This window comes from Pleomorphomonas sp. T1.2MG-36 (assembly GCF_950100655.1).
GTDB lineage: Bacteria > Pseudomonadota > Alphaproteobacteria > Rhizobiales > Pleomorphomonadaceae > Pleomorphomonas.
The window spans coordinates 109,158-127,258 of the sequence record NZ_CATNLY010000051.1; the positions used below are offsets into that span (position 1 = coordinate 109,158).

18 protein-coding genes are annotated in these 18,101 nt (G+C 66.7%); 8 read left to right on the forward strand and 10 right to left on the reverse strand.

Features of this window, described 5'->3' with window-relative positions:
• The 5 genes from QQZ18_RS19790 to lgt all read right to left on the reverse strand — a co-directional run bounded on the left by QQZ18_RS19790 (position 1) and on the right by lgt (position 4,409).
• Positions 1-630 (reverse strand): hypothetical protein, encoded by a 630-nt coding sequence (locus QQZ18_RS19790; protein ID WP_284542687.1) that lies wholly within the window; start codon positions 628-630, stop codon positions 1-3.
• A gap of 106 nt (positions 631-736) precedes the next feature.
• Positions 737-1,507, reverse strand: coding sequence for a peptidoglycan editing factor PgeF (pgeF, locus tag QQZ18_RS19795; protein WP_284542688.1), 771 nt, complete (start codon positions 1,505-1,507; stop codon positions 737-739).
• A 104-nt stretch (positions 1,508-1,611) separates the two neighbouring features.
• Positions 1,612-2,454, reverse strand: a complete 843-nt coding sequence (locus QQZ18_RS19800) for a nucleotidyltransferase domain-containing protein (protein WP_284542689.1) — start codon at positions 2,452-2,454, stop codon at positions 1,612-1,614.
• Positions 2,455-2,499: 45 nt separating this feature from the next.
• Positions 2,500-3,573, reverse strand: coding sequence for a class I SAM-dependent methyltransferase (locus QQZ18_RS19805; protein WP_284542690.1), 1,074 nt, complete (start codon positions 3,571-3,573; stop codon positions 2,500-2,502).
• A complete protein-coding gene (lgt, locus tag QQZ18_RS19810) occupies positions 3,570-4,409 on the reverse strand; it encodes a prolipoprotein diacylglyceryl transferase (protein WP_284542692.1) in 840 nt (279 codons plus the stop codon). The genes QQZ18_RS19805 and lgt overlap by 4 nt, the downstream gene beginning before the upstream one ends.
• A 293-nt stretch (positions 4,410-4,702) precedes the next feature.
• Between lgt and QQZ18_RS19815 the strand changes: the two genes are divergently transcribed.
• The 7 genes from QQZ18_RS19815 to QQZ18_RS19845 all read left to right on the forward strand — a co-directional run bounded on the left by QQZ18_RS19815 (position 4,703) and on the right by QQZ18_RS19845 (position 11,552).
• Positions 4,703-5,275: a TetR/AcrR family transcriptional regulator gene (locus QQZ18_RS19815; RefSeq protein ID WP_284542693.1), complete on the forward strand. Its 573-nt coding sequence runs from the start codon at positions 4,703-4,705 to the stop codon at positions 5,273-5,275.
• A gap of 176 nt (positions 5,276-5,451) precedes the next feature.
• Positions 5,452-6,483, forward strand: coding sequence for a 23S rRNA (adenine(2503)-C(2))-methyltransferase RlmN (gene rlmN, locus QQZ18_RS19820; RefSeq protein WP_284542694.1), 1,032 nt, complete (start codon positions 5,452-5,454; stop codon positions 6,481-6,483).
• 114 nt (positions 6,484-6,597) lie between these two features.
• The gene (locus QQZ18_RS19825; RefSeq protein ID WP_284542695.1) at positions 6,598-6,897 is read left to right on the forward strand and encodes an accessory factor UbiK family protein; all 300 of its coding nucleotides are present in this window, start codon (positions 6,598-6,600) and stop codon (positions 6,895-6,897) included.
• A gap of 251 nt (positions 6,898-7,148) precedes the next feature.
• Positions 7,149-7,652: a YbjN domain-containing protein gene (locus QQZ18_RS19830; protein ID WP_446728688.1), complete on the forward strand. Its 504-nt coding sequence runs from the start codon at positions 7,149-7,151 to the stop codon at positions 7,650-7,652.
• Positions 7,653-7,791: 139 nt separating this feature from the next.
• Positions 7,792-9,777 (forward strand): excinuclease ABC subunit UvrC, encoded by a 1,986-nt coding sequence (gene uvrC / locus QQZ18_RS19835; protein WP_284542696.1) that lies wholly within the window; start codon positions 7,792-7,794, stop codon positions 9,775-9,777.
• 117 nt (positions 9,778-9,894) lie between these two features.
• Positions 9,895-10,644 carry an IclR family transcriptional regulator gene (locus QQZ18_RS19840; protein WP_284542698.1) on the forward strand — a complete coding sequence of 250 codons (750 nt, stop codon included), beginning with the start codon at positions 9,895-9,897 and terminating at the stop codon, positions 10,642-10,644.
• Between the two features lie 74 nt (positions 10,645-10,718).
• Positions 10,719-11,552 (forward strand): DUF3313 domain-containing protein, encoded by an 834-nt coding sequence (locus QQZ18_RS19845; RefSeq protein ID WP_284542699.1) that lies wholly within the window; start codon positions 10,719-10,721, stop codon positions 11,550-11,552.
• A 106-nt stretch (positions 11,553-11,658) separates the two neighbouring features.
• On the opposite strand, the gene ilvD is transcribed toward QQZ18_RS19845, so the two are convergent.
• The 4 genes from ilvD to QQZ18_RS19865 form a co-directional block, all read right to left on the reverse strand.
• Complete coding sequence (gene ilvD, locus QQZ18_RS19850) at positions 11,659-13,371, reverse strand: dihydroxy-acid dehydratase (RefSeq protein WP_284542700.1); 1,713 nt, start codon at positions 13,369-13,371, stop codon at positions 11,659-11,661.
• A 104-nt stretch (positions 13,372-13,475) separates the two neighbouring features.
• On the reverse strand, positions 13,476-14,759 hold the full coding sequence (locus tag QQZ18_RS19855; protein ID WP_284542701.1) for an MFS transporter: 1,284 nt from the start codon (positions 14,757-14,759) through the stop codon (positions 13,476-13,478).
• 185 nt (positions 14,760-14,944) lie between these two features.
• A complete protein-coding gene (locus QQZ18_RS19860) occupies positions 14,945-15,853 on the reverse strand; it encodes a dihydrodipicolinate synthase family protein (protein WP_284542702.1) in 909 nt (302 codons plus the stop codon).
• Positions 15,854-16,041: 188 nt separating this feature from the next.
• A complete protein-coding gene (locus tag QQZ18_RS19865) occupies positions 16,042-16,728 on the reverse strand; it encodes a DUF1345 domain-containing protein (RefSeq protein ID WP_284542703.1) in 687 nt (228 codons plus the stop codon).
• A 222-nt stretch (positions 16,729-16,950) separates the two neighbouring features.
• Between QQZ18_RS19865 and QQZ18_RS19870 the strand changes: the two genes are divergently transcribed.
• Positions 16,951-17,520, forward strand: coding sequence for a DoxX family protein (locus QQZ18_RS19870; RefSeq protein ID WP_284542704.1), 570 nt, complete (start codon positions 16,951-16,953; stop codon positions 17,518-17,520).
• 4 nt (positions 17,521-17,524) lie between these two features.
• Here QQZ18_RS19870 and QQZ18_RS19875 read toward each other — a convergent pair whose 3' ends face one another.
• Positions 17,525-18,100, reverse strand: coding sequence for a TetR/AcrR family transcriptional regulator (locus tag QQZ18_RS19875; RefSeq protein ID WP_284542705.1), 576 nt, complete (start codon positions 18,098-18,100; stop codon positions 17,525-17,527).
• Position 18,101: the final 1 nt, after the last annotated feature.

Below are 18,101 nucleotides of genomic sequence, written 5' to 3' on the forward strand. Positions count from 1 at the left end.
TCAGAGCGTGCCGGCCAGCGGGATGGTCTCGGTGGCGCTTGCCTTGGCGGTCGGAGCGCCGGCAGTCGCCGGGCGCGGCAGACGGTTGATCCAGGCGTAGACGTCCTCGACGGTGCGGGCGGCCACGGTGTCGAGCGCCGTTCCGTCGACGCTGTTCCACGGGTCGTTACCGGCTGCGCCGGCAATCTCGATGCCGGAGAAACGCAGCACGCGATTGCCGCTCTGGTCGATGATGTCCCAGACGTAGGTGACGTTGGTGCCGACGTCGCCGCCGACGGCCGACAGATAGCCCCAGACGTGATAGGTGGCCGAGGGGTCGGTGCGGCGGACGAGGCGCAGGTTGCGCGCCTGGGCGTGCTTGGCGATCGCCCTGGCCAGCTCATCCTGCTTGTTGGTCGGAACGCCCTTGATCTGGTCGAAGGAGAAGGTCGCCATATCGGCCGAAACGGCGGGCACGGCCGGCTGCGTCGCCTCGGGCGGCGCAGGCACCGTCGGACCGGCGACGGCCGCCTTCGGCCGGGCGGGAGCGGTCGACTGGCAGGCGGCGAGCACGGAGGCGAGGGCGATTGCCAGGACAGCGCCCGGCAGCCGGAGCGTTCCGGTACGCTTCGTTCCGCTCAAAAAACCCATCCATCAGCCTCCCGGCAAATCACAGCCGTGTGCCGTTAGAGCATTTTTCGGCTCGTCTGGAAACCGTTTTTGCGTTGTCTATCCCTTGGTTGGAAGCCACGGGACGTCACGGCCCCTCGAGCGCGATGGCGGCGAGGTGGCGGCCGTAGTCGGCCTCGCCGTTCAGCGTCATGCGGCGATAGGAAAAGAAGCGCGCCTCGTCGCCATAGGTGCAAAGGGCGAGGTTGGTGGCGCGGATGCCGGCCCGTTCCAGGCGGAAGATGATGTAGCCGGGCAGGTCGAACATGGCGTGTTCCGTCCGCTTCGACGGGGCGAACCAGCGGTCGATCTCCTCGCCGGCCTCGCGGAAGCGGGCGACGAACTCCGGCCCGACCTCGTAGGCGGCGGCGGAGATGGTCGGCCCGAGGCTGGCCATGATGTCGCCGCGCCGGCTGCCGAGCCCGACCATGGCGTCGATGGTCGCTTCGAGAACGCCGGTGAAGGCGCCCTTCCAGCCGGCATGGGCGGCGCCGACGACACGCGCCTCGGCATCGGCGAACAGCACCGGTCCGCAGTCGGCATGGCTGGTGCCGAGCGCGATGCCCGGCACGCGGGTGACGAGGGCGTCGGCTTCCGGATTGTCCTCGACGGCCCAGGGGTCGGTCACCACCACGACGTCGGGCGAATGCACCTGATAGAGCGTGACCAGCTTGTGGCGCGGCACGCCGATGGCGTCGGCGATGCGGCCGCGGTTCTCGGTGACGTTGGCGCGGGTGTCCTTCGAGCCATAACCGGTGTTGAGGCTGGCGTAGGGCCCGCCCGACACGCCGCCCTCGCGGGTGAACCAGCCATGGCGGATGCCGGGAAGGGCCGAAAGGACGGGCGAGCGGACGATCATCTGGGTAATCCGGAGGAGGGCGTTTGGTGCGGCTTATCTTCCTCAAATGGCGATGCAATCGCGACCATTTTCGGGCGGGGTTTGGGAAAGAGAGTGAAGTTTGGTTAACCTCGCCCGATCCAGGCGTCGGCCAACCTTTGGACGTCCAGGGCTATGCCGGCCAGCAGGTCGAGCGCCGCCCGGTCGTCATGCGCGGCGAAGCGCTCCCATATGGCGTCGACCCGCGCCGGCAGATCGGCCGGCGTGACGGGCAAGGTGCCGGCCAGCCGCAGGGCTCCCTTCTCGTTCATCACGTAGACGCCGTTGATGGCGGCGATCACCTGTGCCGCGCAGGCGAGCGCCCGGAAGATCGAGCCGGCGATGTAGCTCCTGTCGTTGCGCGGAACGGCCTTGGCCGCGTTGCCGGCGGCAAAGCCGATCTCCCAGGAGAACCGCTCGATCAGCGCCCGTCCGAGTGCCGGCGGGTAGGGCCCGAGGCTTTGCTTCATGCGATCCACGGTGGCGTTGCGGTCGGCGAGCGGCAGGCAATGGTGAACCTCGGCCAGCCAGATCGAGGAGGCGAAGCAGTGGGGATGGCCCGGCTGGTAGTCGACGGAGATGATGCCGCGCTTGGCGTCATCGATGACGGCGGCAACGCCGTCGGCATCGCGGAACAGGAGGTCCACCGCCTGTCCGCCGATCTTCAGCCAGCCGCCGCCGACGATCCATCGTCCCCATTCGCCGATTTCGGTGATGGTGGCTTCCTCGGGAGCATCGAGGAAGGGGGCGACGGCGGCGCGCAGGTCGCGCACGTCGAGCGGCGCATCGGCGCGGAAATAGAGGCCGAAGTCGTAGTCCGACTCGGGCGTCGCATCGCCACGGGCGCGCGAGCCGCCCAGCACCACGGCGTCGACGCCGGGCACCGCGGACAGCGCCGGCACGAGAAGGTCGATCAAGGGGTCGGTCATCGGGCGGCTCCCTGGGTATGAGGTGATGTTCGGCCGGGGTTTCGGTCAGAAGCCCGGCAGGGCCAGTGGCGGGTGCGTCACGGCCATCGCCTTGAACAGCGTGCCCATGTCGTCCGGGCCGGCCAGTCGTTCCACGGCGGCGACGATGTTGGCCTGATCCTCGGCGCTGCGGCCGGCGCCGAGGGCGCCCGCCCGTTCGGCGAGGCCCATGGCGAGAAGGAAGTCGCCCTGCGTCACCGGTCCGAGCACGGTGGCGCCCTCGGCGGCGGCCGCACCGGCGAGGCGGTCGAAATCGACGTGGGCGGTGAGGTCGCATTCGCCCGGTTCGCGCAATGGGGCGGCGTAGTGGTGGGCGCGCACCGCTTGCAGCGTTTCGCCGAAGCCGCTCTTCACGTGGCCATAGTCGAAGATCAGCGCCGCGCCGCCGTGCTCGACGAGGCGGTGGGCGAGCGTGCCGACGATCGCCTCGGCCGGGCGGTTGATCTCGGCCACCGCGCCAAGCGGCGTCTCGGCGGCGCCGTCCGGCAGCAGCGCCGGATCCGGGGCGGCGGCGCCGATGCCGAAGGCGAGGTTGCCGTCGTCGTCGAGGCCGACGACGCGCTCGCGCCAGCCGCGTTCGCTCTGGACGAACTGGCGGATCGGCAGGGCGTCGAAGAACTCGTTGGCGACGACGAGGAGCGGCCCGTCCGGCAGGTCGTCGACGCGGTCGTGCCAGATGGGGCTGGCAAGGCCCGTGAGGCCGGCGGCCTGCCGTCGGCGCAGCTCGGGGCTGATCTCGACGAGGTGAACCTCGGCGGCGCGGATGAAGCCGGGGTCGACGCGGCCGGCTCGCAGCAGGTCGGCCATCAGCGTGCCGCGTCCGGGGCCGAGCTCGACCAGCGACAGGCGCGGCGGGCGGCCGAGCGCCTCGTAGGCGGAGACGCACCAGATGCCGATCAGTTCGCCGAACATCTGGCTGATTTCCGGCGCGGTGATGAAGTCGCCCTCGAGGCCGATGGCAGTGCGCGTGGTGTAGTAGCCGTGGTCCGGATCGGACAGGACGAGGCTCATGTAGTCGGCGACGGAGATCGGGCCGACGGCGCCGATCAGCCGGATGATCTTGTCTTCGAGCGCCGTCATGACGATGGCTCCGGCCGCCGGGTCCGGCCGCCGAGCGCCAGGGCGATCAGCGTGATGGCGGCGATGGCGGTGACGATCGACAGGACCATGCCCATGGTCAGGAAGTTGCCGAAGAGGAAGCCGACCTGCGGGTCGGGTTCGCGCACCGTCTCGACCAGCGTGCGGGCGGCGGCGTAGATCAGGCCGAAGATGCCGACGGTGAGGCCCGGCTTCCTGAGGATGCCGGCCTTCCAGATGAGGGGCGTCAGCACGGCGAAGATCAGGAGGCCTTCGAGACCGGCTTCGTAGAGCTGGCTCGGGTGGCGCGGCATGCCGTCGGAGTTGGGGAAGATGAAGGCCCAGGGCACGTCGGTGACGCGGCCGTAGAGTTCGCCGTTGACGAAGTTGGCGAGGCGGCCGAGGAACAGGCCGACCGGCACGGCGGCGGCCGTGAGGTCGAACACCGTCAGGACGTTGAGGCCGCGCCGACGGGCGAACAGATACTGGGCGATGGCGGTGCCGATGAAGCCGCCATGCACCGACATGCCGCCGTGCCAGATTTGCAGGATCTCCCAGGGATTCTCGCGATAGGCCTCGAAATTGTAGAACAGGATGTAGCCGATGCGGCCGCCCAGCACGACGCCGAGCGTCATCCAGACCAGGAGATCGTCGATGTCGGTGGCCTTCGGCCGCTTCAGGCCGTCCCAGAGCCGCTCCTTGTCGACCATGCGGATGATGTACCACCAGCCAAAGATCAGCCCGATGACATAGGCGAGCCCGTACCAGCGAATGGAGATCGGCCCGAACTCCAGAAGAACGGGGCTGATCGGCGGGAAGGGCAGGGCGAAAAGCGGCATCGTGGTCCTTCTGTCGACTGTCGGCGCGGAACCCCCGAGGGTGGTATTTCCCGCGAGCGAGGATTGATGGGCGTTTCCGGCCTCGTCAAGCTTATTCGCGTTGCGGTCGAATCTCTGACGGCCAGCCCGCGCGTTCGAACCCCGAGCGAACGCGCGGGCTCCGCTTCCTAGAGGTTGGACGATTGTGGTCTTGTTTGGGCTTCGGAGGGCGGTTTATAACCGACGCAGTGGTTATCGACCTTCGGACATGCGGCGTGAGCGGCAGATATCCCACGCCATGACAGGACACGGGGATGCCTCGGCCAAAACTTCACTCGGACGTGGAAATCCTCCAGAAGGCGAAGGTCGTTCTGCTGCGCGAGGGGCCGGTCGACTTCACCCTGTCCGACGTCGCCAAGGCCGTCGGCATGTCGCGGGCGGCGCTGATCCAGAGGTTCCAGGACAAGGCGACCATCCATCGCCGGATCATGGAGGAGATGACCGAGGAGGTGAGGGCGTTCTTTGCCGCCTCGCATGCCGAAAGGGACCTCCAGTCGCTTTGGACATTCCTGAAGGACATGATCGAGGGCATGGACGCGGAGGTCGGCAGCGAAGCCTACCTGCTGCTGTTCTGGGGCGACATCATCGATCCCCACCTGCGCGCGCTTGCCCTTGAACGCAACGAGCTGGTTCGCGAGGCCATCGAGCAGCGGTTGCCGCTTCGGCCGCACGATCCCAAGCGCACGTCGGGCTTGATCCAGTCAACCTTGCAGGGGGCCTACATGCGCTGGATGGTGAGCCGAGAGGGAGTCCTCTCGGCCTTCATGCGCGATGAGGTCCGCGACCTCCTGGCCGTCCTCTATCCCGACGAACTCTTCCAGCCGTAGCGGTCCGCTTCGTTCGCGGCCGTCCGGCCATCCCGCGATTTCGCGTTCCCGGTTCCCGTCTTGTATATAACCGACGTGACGGTTATATACAAGTCCCGGCGTATCGGTGGGTCGTGGGCATGGCCCGGACGGGCCAGGCATCGGCGCCGCAACGGGCAGCCCGAAAGGAGGGTGGAATGGTTGAGGCAACACCGGCCCTGGGCCTGACGGCGAGCGAGTTTGCCGCGATCGTCGGCACGGAGCCCTCGGCCGTGGCGTACAGGGACATTTTCACCTGCCATGAAGACCTGCCGCGAGAGCTGCGGCGCTGGGCGAATGAAAGGAACCTTCGGCTGCGCACCCTCGGCAGGATCAAGTCGGAGCGGGGGACGCGGTCGCAGAAGGTGCTGTTCGGCCTTGCGGATGGTTACGCCATCGAGAGCGTGCTCATTCGGCGGCACGACGGGTTCACGGCCTGCATCTCCTCCCAGGTCGGATGCGCCTTCTCCTGCCGGTTCTGTGCCTCGGGTCAGGCCGGGCTCAAGAGGAACCTCGACAAGCACGAGATCGTCGAGCAGGTCGTCCGTCTCGGTCCCAAGGTCAACCGGATCGTCTTCATGGGCATCGGCGAGCCGCTGAACAACTATGAGAACGTCCTCGCCGCCATCCGTATCCTGCGCGATCGCGACGGAATGGACTTTCCGACGACGGGCATCACGATTTCGACCATCGGCATACCGAAAGCGCTCGCCCGGCTGCGCGAGGAGCACCTCGGCATAAACCTGACGGTTTCGCTGCATGCGACCACGCAGGAGGTGCGCGACCGGCTCATTCCCGGCAGCCGCAAGCACGACCTCCGCGAGGTCGTCGAACGGGCGATCTCCTGGGCCGAGCGGCACAACCGCATCGTGACGTTCGTCTATCTCCTGCTGCCGGGCGTGAACGACGGCCGAGACGATGCCGAGCGCCTTGTCCGCATGGTCGTCGGCAAGCCCGCACGGGTCAACCTGATGCGCTGGAACCCGGTCGAGAGCGTCGACCTCGGCCGACCGACGAACCATGGGCTCCATCGGTTCCGGCAGTGTCTGGTTCGAGCCGGCGTGCCGGTGGTGGTGCGCGACACCCAAGGGGCGGACATCGATGCCGCCTGCGGCCAGTTGTGGCTCCGCGATCTTCAGGGCGCAAGAGCGCCGCAGCGGAAGAACTCGCGGTATGATGCCGCGGCGTAGATGCCGAGTCGTTCGTTGGCGTGGCTTCCCGTGGCCTCTTTCCATCTTCCGCTTGAAGCGGAGCCGGCGAGGGGCCAAATAGAGGGTCTGGCCCGCCATTCGGAGACGACTGCCATGACGACCGGCCCGCAGGGACGCATCTACGACGAATTCGCCAAGCTGATGAACGACGCCGCCGGCCTCGCTCAGTCGGCCGGGCGGGAAGTTTCCTCGGCCTTCCGTGCCCAGGGCGAGAAGTTCGCTTCCGAACTCGACCTCGTCCGCCGCGAGGATCTGGAGACGGTGCAGGACATCGCCACGCGCGCGCTGGCCGAAGTGGAGCGGCTCACCGCCCGCGTCGCCGAGCTCGAAAAGCGCCTTTCCCACAACGAGGCGGAAGCCGCCACCGTCGTCGAAGGCCCCGAAGGGCCGTGAGGGCTTCCGTTTTCATGCCCTTCCGGCATATCCTGTCGTCAACATGAGATTCGTGCGCCCCAGTATCTCGGATCGGCGCATGTTGGGTTGCTGCATTCCGGGGCGGTTCCGGCCGCTTCGGTGTTGTCGGTAGGCGCTTTGCGACCACCGGCCAAAAGGTGTCGGCGTCGGCGTTCCCGCCCCGGTGCGGAACAACGAAGGTCGACATCGGTATCGGCACACGCTGTTCCGCAGCGGCAACCCTGGAGGTCATGATGACCCTCATCGACGTGCATCCCGAGCGAACCGCCAATCCCGTGGACGAGATCGAACTCCTCGCCGCGCAGAACGACTGGACGTTCGAGCGCTCCGACGAGGATGAGATCGCCATCTCCATCGCTGGCGACGACACGGATTACAACGTCGCCGTCACCTGGCTCTCCGAGATCGAGGCGCTGCATGTCGCCTGCGCCTTCGACATCAAGGTGCCGGCCCCCCGCCGGAACGAGGTGACCAAGCTCTTGGCGCTGGTCAACGAGCAGCTGTGGATCGGCCATTTCGACATCTGGCAGGCCGAGGGCGTGGTCATGTACCGCAACACGCTGCTGCTCGCCGGCCAGGCCGAGGTGACCAACGAACAGATGGAGGCGCTGATCGAAACGGCGGTCGATACCTGTGAGCGCCATCGGCTCGCCTTCGATTTCGCCGTGCGCGGCGGCCGCAACGCCAAGGACGCGCTCGCCCTGGCGCTGATGGAAACGGTCGGCGAGGCCTGAGCCTTTCCGTCATGAAACGAGCAAGGTCCCGGTCGTGTCATCGGCCGGGACCTTGCTATTTGATGACGCTGCCGCCATCGGCTGACGCAGCCATTCTTGATATGCTAGATGAGCCGCCCTTCGCGAGTTCCTTGAGTCCATGACCGACGATCCCGATCTTGTTCCCGATACCGACGCCGACGACGCCCCGACCGCCGAGCTGCCCGAGCTTGAGGAGGCGGTGGAGGAAGAGGGGGGCGAGATCGACCTGTCGACGGCCGAGACGCGGCGCGGCGTCGAGGTGGTGCAGGCAATGGTGCGCCTGTTGCCCAACAGCCCCGGCGTCTATCGCATGCTGTCGCCGTCGGGCGACGTGCTCTACGTCGGCAAGGCGAAAAGCCTCAAGAAGCGGGTGACCAACTACACGCGGCTCGGTCAGTTGCCGACCCGCATCATCCGCATGGTGCAGGCGACGGCGGCGATGGAATTCGTCGTCACCAAGACCGAGACGGAAGCGCTGCTTCTCGAAGCCAACCTGATCAAGCAGCTCCGTCCGCGCTTCAACGTTCTGCTGCGCGACGACAAGAGCTTTCCCTACATCCTGATCACCGGCGACCACGTGGCGCCCCAGCTCGTCAAGCATCGCGGCGCCCGCTCGCGCAAGGGCAGCTTCTTCGGCCCCTTCGCTTCGGCGTCGGCGGTTACGGCGACCATCAACGCCATGCAGAAGGCCTTCCTGATCCGCACCTGCTCGGATGGCGAGTTCGAGACGCGGACGCGGCCCTGCATGCTCTACCAGATCAAGCGCTGCTCGGCGCCCTGCACCGGCGAGATCGACGCGGCCGGCTATGCCCGGCTCGTCGGCGAGGCCAAGGATTTCCTCTCCGGCAAGAGCCGGCAGATCAAGGAGCAGTTGGCGGTCGAGATGCACACGGCGTCCGAGAACCTCGATTTCGAGCGGGCCGCCCGCTGCCGGGATCGCCTCGCCGCGCTATCCCATGTGCAGAGCCGGCAGGGCATCAACCCGCAGGGCATCGAGGAGGCCGACGTGTTCGCCGTCCATCAGGAGGGCGGGCAGACTTGCGTCGAGGTGTTCTTCTTCCGCACCGGCCAGAACTGGGGCAACCACGCCTTCTTCCCCAAGGCCGGCGGCGCTGAGGCCGGCGAGGCGCTGTCCTCGTTCATCGCCCAGTTCTACGACGACAAGCCGTGTCCGTCGCTGATCCTGGTCAGCCATACCTTCGAGGACATGGCGCTGATGACCGAGGCGCTTTCCGAGAAGGCCGGCCGGCGCGTCGAGGTTCTCAGGCCGCAGCGCGGCGAGAAGAAAGAGGTCGTCGAGCAGGCGGTGCAGAACGCCCGAGAGGCGCTGGCCCGCCGCATGGCCGACACGTCGAGCCAGTTGAAGCTGCTTGAAGGGGTCGGCCGGGTGTTCGGTCTTGCCGAGACGCCGAAGCGCATCGAGGTCTACGACAACGCCCATATCATGGGCTCCAACCCGGTGGGCGGCATGATCGTCGCCGGCCCGGGTGGCTTCGTGAAGAACCAGTATCGCAAGTTCAACATCCGCTCGACCGACATCACGCCGGGCGACGACTTCGGCATGATGCGCGAGGTGATGACGCGGCGCTTTTCCCGCCTGGTCAAAGAGCACGGCAGCCGCGCCGAGGCGCCGCGCGACGAGGACGGTTTCGGGCCGTGGCCGGACCTGGTGCTGATCGACGGCGGCGCCGGCCAGTTGTCGGCGGTGAAATCGATCATCGACGAGCTGGGCATCACCGACATTCCCCTGGTGGGCGTCGCCAAGGGACCGGACCGCGACGCCGGCCGCGAGCGCTTCTTCGTGCCGGGCCGGGCCGACTTCATGCTGCCGACACGCGACCCCATACTCTATTTCATCCAGCGCATGCGCGACGAGGCGCACCGCTTCGCCAACGGCAGCCATGCCGTCAGGCGATCCAAGCAGATTTCCGAAGGCGGCTTGCAGGAGATCCCCGGCGTCGGGCCGACGCGCAAGCGGTCGCTGCTCAACCACTTCGGCACGCTGAAGGAAATCGAGCGGGCGGCGCTCAGCGATCTCGAAAAGGTGCCGGGTGTCTCCGCCGCCACCGCCAAGGCCATCCACGACTATTTCCGCAAGGGCTGAGGCGCGGCGAAGTGGTCGCCCGGCCGTGATACCACCCTCGGCATGTTCCCATATGGATCGTTCCGCCGATCGGGACTACTGTTCCTTCCAACGAACAAAACGCATTGGGGGGTATTCTTGGTCACCACACAGACGCCGGCGATCGACAAGGCGATGGCAGTTTTTGCCTTCCTGGCTGAAAACGGCCGCGCCAGCTTCACCCAGATCCAGAAGGCGACGGGGTTGCCGAAAAGTACTTCGTCGTCTCTGCTGGCATCGCTGCTGGCGCATGGTCTCGTCAGCCTGGAGGACGGCCGCTACGGGCTCGGTCTTCGCTGGTACGAACTCGGCAACAAGGTGGAGGAAGGCCTCGACATCAAGCGCGCCGCCATGGAGCCGCTGACGCAGCTGCGCGACCAGACGCAACTGACCTGCCATCTCGGCGTGCTGGAGGGGCCGTCGGCCATCTACGTTCTGAAGCTCGAAAGCCCGACGGCCATCGTCATCCGCAGTTGGGTCGGCCGGCGCCTGTCGCTGCACAGCTCCGGTCTCGGCAAGGCGCTGCTCGCCTGGCTGCCCGAGGCCAAGCTCAACGCCATACTGCCCGACATCGAGTTCGTCCGGCGCACGGACACCACCATCGTCGGCGTCGACGCTTTCCGCGAGGAACTCGCGGCGACGCGCAAGCGCGGCTGGGCCTTCGACAACGCCGAGGACAACGACGGCGTCTACTGCATCGCCGCGCCGTTGCTGAACGCGGCCGGCGAGGCGACGGGCGCCATCAGCGTGTCCGGCGTGTCGTCCCAGATCAAGCTCGCCAATCTCAACGAGGTGGCGGCCGCCGTTGTTGCCACCGCAAATCGCATCGCCGCCGACTATCGCCACTAGGCGAATCCGGGCAAAAGCAGATCTGCCGGCTGCGGCTCGCAGGCGCGGCGATCCGACTTGCCCGGAGTTTTTCGATGCCGCGCCTCAAGGTTCTCGGTCTGGCCCTGCCGTTGATGCTGGTGATGGCCGGTTGCGCGTCCGTTCCGCTGAAGCAAGGCGGCACGCTGTCGTCCTACGACAGGCTCGGCGAGCCGAAAGGCAGCCTGTCGAAGGCCCGCGTCTACGTGGATGGCACCGGCCTCGCGCCTTTGAAGACGGCGCGGATCATGCCGACGACCTTCGCTTTCGGCGCACTGCCGCGCGTCGCCAACCCGGGGGACCGCGCGCTCGTCGCCAACGCCATCGATCGTGCGCTGTGCGTCGCGCTCAGCGATCGCTACGAGATGGTGCCGGGCGGGCAGGGCGCCGATCTCACCGTGCGGGCGGTGATCACCGACATCGTGCCGACCGACAAGGCGATGGCCGGCGTCTCGGCCGTGGTCTCGCTCGGCACCGATTTCGTCCTGCCGGTGGGCATTCCCCGCTTGCCGGTGGGGCTGGGCGGGCTCGCAGTGGAAGCGGAGGCCTTGGACAGGGCCGGGGTTCAGCGCGCCGCCATGGTCTGGTCGCGGGGCGCGAACTCCATCCAGGACGATCCCCTGGTGTCCGAGGTCGGCGATGCCTATGGCCTGTCGGCGGATTTCGGCAGCGAGTTCGCGCGCATCATGGTGCTCGGCAAGGAGCCGGAAGGATTGGACCTGTCGCTGCCGTCGGGGCAGAGCGTTAGGTCATGGTTCGGCGGCAAGCCCAAGTATCCGGCCTGCGACGCCTTCGGGCGGGCGCCGGGGCTGGCGGGCGTCATCGCCGGCAGGGTCGGTGCGCCGCCGGAATGGACCGACAAGCATACTCAGCCGATCGCGCAGTACTGAGCCTCTTCCATGGTTTCCGGCACGAAAAAGGCCCGCGCGGGGCGGGCCTTCCTTCGTTGTTGCCTGTGATCGGCGCCGGAGTTTTTGCTCCGATCCGCAATGGGGGTTAGCGGATGTAGGCGCCGGCCATCAACGAAGCTGCGTGCTGGGTGTACTGGCGATAGACACCCTTGCGGCTCGAGAAGTCGGGCGCCGTCCAGCCGATCTTGCGCTTGGCGAAGGCGGCTTCGACTTCCTCGGCGGTGGCCGGCTTGCGGTCGAGGCCGACGACGTTGAGCTTGCGCGCCTTGACGTCGATCTCGATCAGGTCGCCGTCCTCGATGAAGGCGATCGGACCGCCGTCGGCGGCTTCCGGCGACACGTGGCCGATGCACGGGCCATGGGTGGCGCCGGAGAAGCGGCCGTCGGTGACGAGAGCCACCGTGCCGTTGAGGCGGCTGTCGAAGACGATGGCGTCGGTGGTCATCAGCATTTCCGGCGCGCCGGAGCCGCGCGGACCCTCGTAGCGGATGATCATGACGTCACCCGGGTCGATGCGGTTGTTGATGATGGCGTCCTGCGCCGCTTCCTCGGAGCCGAACACTTTGGCCGGGCCGGTGTGCTGGTGCATCTTCGGGCTGCAGGCCGAGTACTTGATGACCGCGCCTTCGGGGGCGATGTTGCCCTTGAGGACGGCGATGGCGCCGATCTTGGACTTCTCCGGATCGCGGATCAGGTCGGACCGCTCCAGCTTGAAGTTGGCGAGATAGCCGAGGTTGTTCTCGAAGAAGCCCGACTTCTGCAGCACTTCCAAGTTTTCGCCCAGCGTGCGGCCGGTCACCGTCATGACGTTGAGGTCGAGGTGGTCGCGGATCATCCACTGCACCATCGGGATGCCGCCGGCGAACCACAAGAGCTCGGTGACGTAGCGACCGGACGGCTGGACGTTGGTGAGGTAGGGGATCTCGTGGTTGATGCGGTCGAACACGTCCGGCGTCAGCTCCCAGCCGAGCGCATGGGCGATGGCCGGCAGGTGGATCAGCGCGTTGGTGCTGCCGGAGATGGCGGCGTGCACCTTGATGGCGTTCTCGAAGGCGGCGCGGGTCAGGATCTTGGAGGAGGTGATGCCCTTCTCGGCCAGCACCAGCGCCTGATGGCCGGCCATGCGGGCGTAGCGGGTGATCTCCGACATGGTCGAGGGCGCCAGCGCGTTGCCGGGCAGAGCCATGCCGAGGGCTTCCGACATGCACTGCATGGTGCTGGCGGTACCCATGAACTGGCAGGCGCCGGCCGTCGGGCAGCCGCAGCGCTGCAGGTTCTGGATCTTGTCGACGCCGATCTCGCCCTTCTTGAACTGGGCGGTGGCGCCGCCGAGATCGGACGTCGTCATGTTCGGGGCCGGCCGCATCGAGCCACCGGGCACGTGAACCAGCGGCATGTCGAGGCGGGCGGCGGCGATCAGGTGGGCTGGGATCGACTTGTCGCAGCTCGACAGCAGCACGCCGGCATCATAGGGGACGACCGAGGCATGCAGCTCGACCATGTTGGCGATCATCTCGCGCGAGGCGAGAATGTAGTTCATGCCGTCGTGGCCCTGGCCCCAGCCATCGCAGATGTCGGTGACGTGGTGGCGGACGGCGCGGCCGCCGCTTTCATGGACGCCGAGCATCGCCTCGTAGCCGAGCTTTTCGAGGTGGAAGCTGCCGGGGTGGCTCTCGCCGAAGCAGTCGTCGATCAGCACCTGGGGTTTCTCGGTGTCTTCCACCGAGTAGTTCATGCCGAGCCGGAGGGCATCGAGCTGCGACCACAGGTCGCGGGCGAAGTGACATTTCTGGGACATTTTCTAGCCGTTTCTTCCGAGGCATTTCCGGCGCATGAGACCACCGGAAATGCCTTTTCTCTTTGTTCTGACGCAGTGTGGAGTTCGAAATGCCGGGGGAAGCGTCAGCGCGGGGCTTTCGACGTGACCTTCGGCAGGGTGAAGAGCAGGGCGGAGGCGATGACCAGCGCGGCGATCAGGAAGGACAGACCGACGTCCTTGCTGAAGGTGGTGGTCAGATAGCCGACCAGGAACGGGCCGATGAAGCCGCCGAGGTTGCCGAGCGCATTGATGGTGCCGCGGACACCGCCGACCACGTTGGAGGGGAACAGCAGCGGGGGCAGCGTCCAGAACGGACCGGCATAGGCCTGCAGGAAGAAGCCGCACAGGACGATCATCGCGTAGGACAGCCAGATGTTGCCCTCGAGCATGATCGACAGCGTGAGGCAGATGGCGAAGCCGATCATCGGAATGACGGTGTAGAGGCGGCGGTTCATGGTCTGGTCGCAGCGGTTGGCGATGAAGAACTGGCCGGCGATGCACAGGATGTAGGGCAGGGCCGTCAGGAAGCCGACCGTGGTCATGCCCGAGCCGGTGAGCTGCTTGATGATGACCGGCATCCACAGCGCGAAGCCGTAGAAACCGACCTGGAAGAAGAAGTAGATGGCGACCAGCTTCCACAGGTTGGAGTCACCGGTGACGGTGCGCACCGACACGTTATCGACGACGATGGCCTTGGCCTTGTCCTCGGCGAAACGGGCGTCGAGCCAGGCGCGTTCGCGCGGATCGAGCCACTTGGCCTTGGCGGGCGTGTCGGCAACCATCGGCACCCAGATGAAGAGCAGGGCCAGCGACAGCACGCCTTCGACGACGAACATCTCGCGCCAACCCATCGACTGGATCAGCCAGCCCGACAGCGGGGCGGTGATGATGGAGGCGACGGCGAGGTTCATCTGGAAGAAGGCGATGGCGCGGGCCTTCTCCTCGTTGGGGAACCAGTGACCGATCAGGGCGAGGATGGCCGGATAGACGCCGCCCTCGGCAACGCCGAGCACGAAGCGGATCAGCAGCATCTCGTTCTGCGTGCGCACGAGGCCGGTGAGGGCCGCGACGCCGCCCCAGACGATGATGGTGCCGGCGATGAATGTCTTGGCGCTGAGGCGTTCGGCGATCTGGCCGCCGGGGATCTGAAGGAAGATGTACCCGACGAAGAAGATGCCGGCCGCCAGACCGGCGAACGAGGCGGTCATGCCGAGTTCGGCGCTCATGCCGCCGGCCATGGCGATCGCGATGTTGGTGCGGTCCATGTAGGCGACGATGTAGACGATGATCACCGCCGGGATGATGCGCAGCCAGCGGGCGCGCGGAATGGCCGCCATATCGGATGCAACGGCTTGCATGTTTGTCATTTGCTTCTCACTCCCTTCATCCGCGCTTGCCCAGGCGATTTCCCTCCCCTAGGGCTGCCGGCCTATACGGGCCACTTCGCGCGATATCGGATGGGCACATTGCGTGCCCGGATGGGCTGCCCCGCCGTCTCGTCCTCGGCGGGGCATGGAAAAGGTCCGCCAGCCTGGTCGCTGGCGGCGGGGGGTCAGGGCAGGACGCCGGCGGCCTTGAGGATGGCGGCGAGCTTCTGGGTTTTTTCCGCCGACAGCGGCTGGACCGGCGCCATCACCTCGGTGGAGATGTCGAGGCCGGTGAGGCGGATCGCCTGCTTGATGACGCCGAAGAACGGGCTTTCGAGGTCATAGACCTGCGACAGGCGCGCGAGGCGGCGCTGCAGGGCGAACATGGTCTCGTAGTCCTTGGCGACGAAGGCCTTGTAGATGCCGCAGGTGACGGAGGCCGCGAAGTTGGACGTGGCGGGGATGGCGCCGTTGGCGCCGAGGATCAGCGCGTCCATCATGTATTCGTCGAAGCCGGCGAAGATCACGAAGTCGGGGCGAACAGGGCGCACCACGTTGATCAGCTCGCGCAGGTGGCTGCCGTTGTCGACCGTGTCCTTGATGCCGATGATGTTGGGCACGTCCTTGGCGAGGCGGGTGATCAGCTCGATGTCGAGGTTCTGCTTGGTCAGGGCCGGGAAGTTGTAGAGCAGCACCGGCGTCTTCACCGCTTCGGCGACGGTGCGGAAGTGGTTGTAGATGTAATCGCGGGCGAGCAGGGCATAGTAGGGGTTGACCACCAGGAGGCCGTCGACGCCGAGCTTGTCGGCATGGCGGCCGTATTCGATGGCTTCCGCTGTGCTGGGGCTGGAAATGCCGATCAGCACCGGCACGCGACCGGCCGTGTGGGCCACGACGAACTCCGCCACTTCGAACCGCAGTTCCTTGGGCATGTGGCTGAACTCGCCGCCGCTGCCGAGGAACAGCATGCCGTTGACGCCATCGGCGACCAGCTTGTCGATCAGCTTGGCCATTCCCGCCCTGTCGAGCCGCCCCTCTCCGTCGACGATCGTCGGTACCGGCGGAAAGACGCCCCGAAACTTCTCCAAATTCATCTTCGGCTCCGTGTTCCGTATATAGAACTTAAGTTCTGTATAACGATCATACACGGGGCCATCCAACCATCAACCTGCGGGGCTTGCGGATGGTGATTGGACGTATGTCGCCAATGCGCGCCCTCGATGAAGGCGCGCTCCGGCCGTGCGTTCGGCCGGTTGTGGGGGTGGGGAGTGGAGGCGAGGAGCTAGAGCAGGCTGGCGCCGACGTTGATCGCCAGGGCGAGGACGGCGGTGTTGAAGAAGAAGGCCAGTACCGAGTGGGCGAGCGCCACGCGGCGGATGCGTGGCGAGGCGATGGCGATGTCGGCCGTCTGTGACGCGACGCCGATGGTGAAGGCGAAATAGGCGAAGTCCCAGTAATCGGGCTCTTCGATGCGGTCGGGGAAGATCAGCCCCGGCTTATCTCTGAGATACCCTTCGCGCAAATAATAGTCGTGGGCATAGTGCTGCGCCATGATGGTATGGACGAACAGCCAGCTCATCAGGATGGTGACGGCGGCGATTCCCGCGCGCCACAGGCGGAAGGGGTCCCCGGCGCCGGCCTGCAGAAGCTCGGCGCCGATGGCGGCGAGGCTCGACAGCGTCGCGGCCATCGCCAGCAGGATGATCGTCCACTCGCCCTCGTCGTGGCGGGCGGCGCGCTGCCGCAACTCGTGAACGTCCGAGCGGCTCATCATCGTCCAGGTGGTGGCAAGATAGAGTGCGACGCCGGTATTCCAGCCAACCAGCAGGCGGCTCTGCACCTCGAAGGACGCGGGCGACAGGAGGCCGGCGCCGACGCCGACGACGATGCCGGCGATGAGGCGCGGCCGGATGGTGAATGCATGCAGGCTGCGATGCAGAACGGAGCGGCGGGATGGGGCGGCGGTCATGGAGCCTCACGGGGGCAATCTGTCACCGGCAGCTTGATCCGGGATTCGGCGCGACGCAATCGCGACCTGCTGCCCTGGGGCTCGTCGTTTGTCGCCGTTCCGTGAACAGTGTGTTCTGATAAAGAGGAGGTCTAATCTCATATTAATTGACCTGGATCACGGAGGGGACCGGGCGGCGGGATCAGGCTGCGCCCATTCCGTCCAGGGCATTGGAGATCGAACATGCCGCTTCCGTCCGACACAGACCGCGACCGCCTCATCATTCCGGCGCTCGGGCCGTTCTATGAAACAATCGCCCAGCCGCTGGCCTTCGTCGCCTTGCGCGTCGCGGTGGGGCTGATGCTGGCCATCGAGGGCTGGCCGAAGATCGTGGCGCCGCTCGCCCAGGTCGGCTTCGTCGAGGGCATCGGTTTCCATCCGGGCTGGCTGTGGTCGCCGGTACTGGCCGGCTTGCAATTCTTCGGCGGCATCCTGATCGCCGTCGGCCTGTTTACCCGGGCGGCGGCGTTGGCCAATGGCGTGATGCTGGCGATCACCTGGTGGTTCCACATCACCCATCCCTATGGCGATGCCTTCCTGACGGCGGCCGGCATCGATGCCCTGAAGGCGGGCGGCGATCTGTTCACGCCGGTGGCGACGGCTCGCCTCGCCGACGGCGGCGCCGCCTTCCTCAAGCAGGTGCAAGAGAAGGCCGAGCTGGCCTCGATGTTCTGGACCGGCGGCGTCTTCCTGTTCGCGGCCTTCGGCGGTGGCTGGCTGTCGGTGGACCGGCGCCTCAGGAAGGTGTTCTGACGCGTCAGGAATCCCGTGCGCGGGTCTGCCGAAGCAGCACCTCGCGCATGGCGGCTCGCTCCTCGACGGTGACGCCGGTCAGATCGGCCAGCCAGATGCCATCGGCGGCGAGACGGATGGCGGCGAGCGTCAGGCTGCCGTCGGTTTCGCGGTGGCGCGCCTGCCGGCCCGCCACCCAATCCGCCCAGAGCTGCCGCAAGGGGGGATCGGTCAGCATGGAAATGGCAAGCGCCGCCCAGACGGCGGCGTAGCCTTCCGGCTCGATGGCAAAGACGGAATCGAGATAGGCGCGGGTGAAGGCGCCGTTCGGCTCGGGATCGGCGGCGATCCGCGCATCAAGCTGGCGGTCGAGCGCCTCCAGCAGGTCGGCGAACACGGCGTTGATCAGGGCCTGCTTGCTGGGGAAGTGATGCAGCAAGCCGCCCTTGGTGACGCCGGCCGCCTCGGCGACGGCCTGAACGGTGACGGCGGCGAGGCCGTGCTCGACGGCGAGCTTCGCCGTGTGGTCGAGGAGGGCACGATGGACGATCTCGGGCTGCTTCTTGCGCCGATAGCCGGTCTCCGGAGGGGCCGCTTCCATC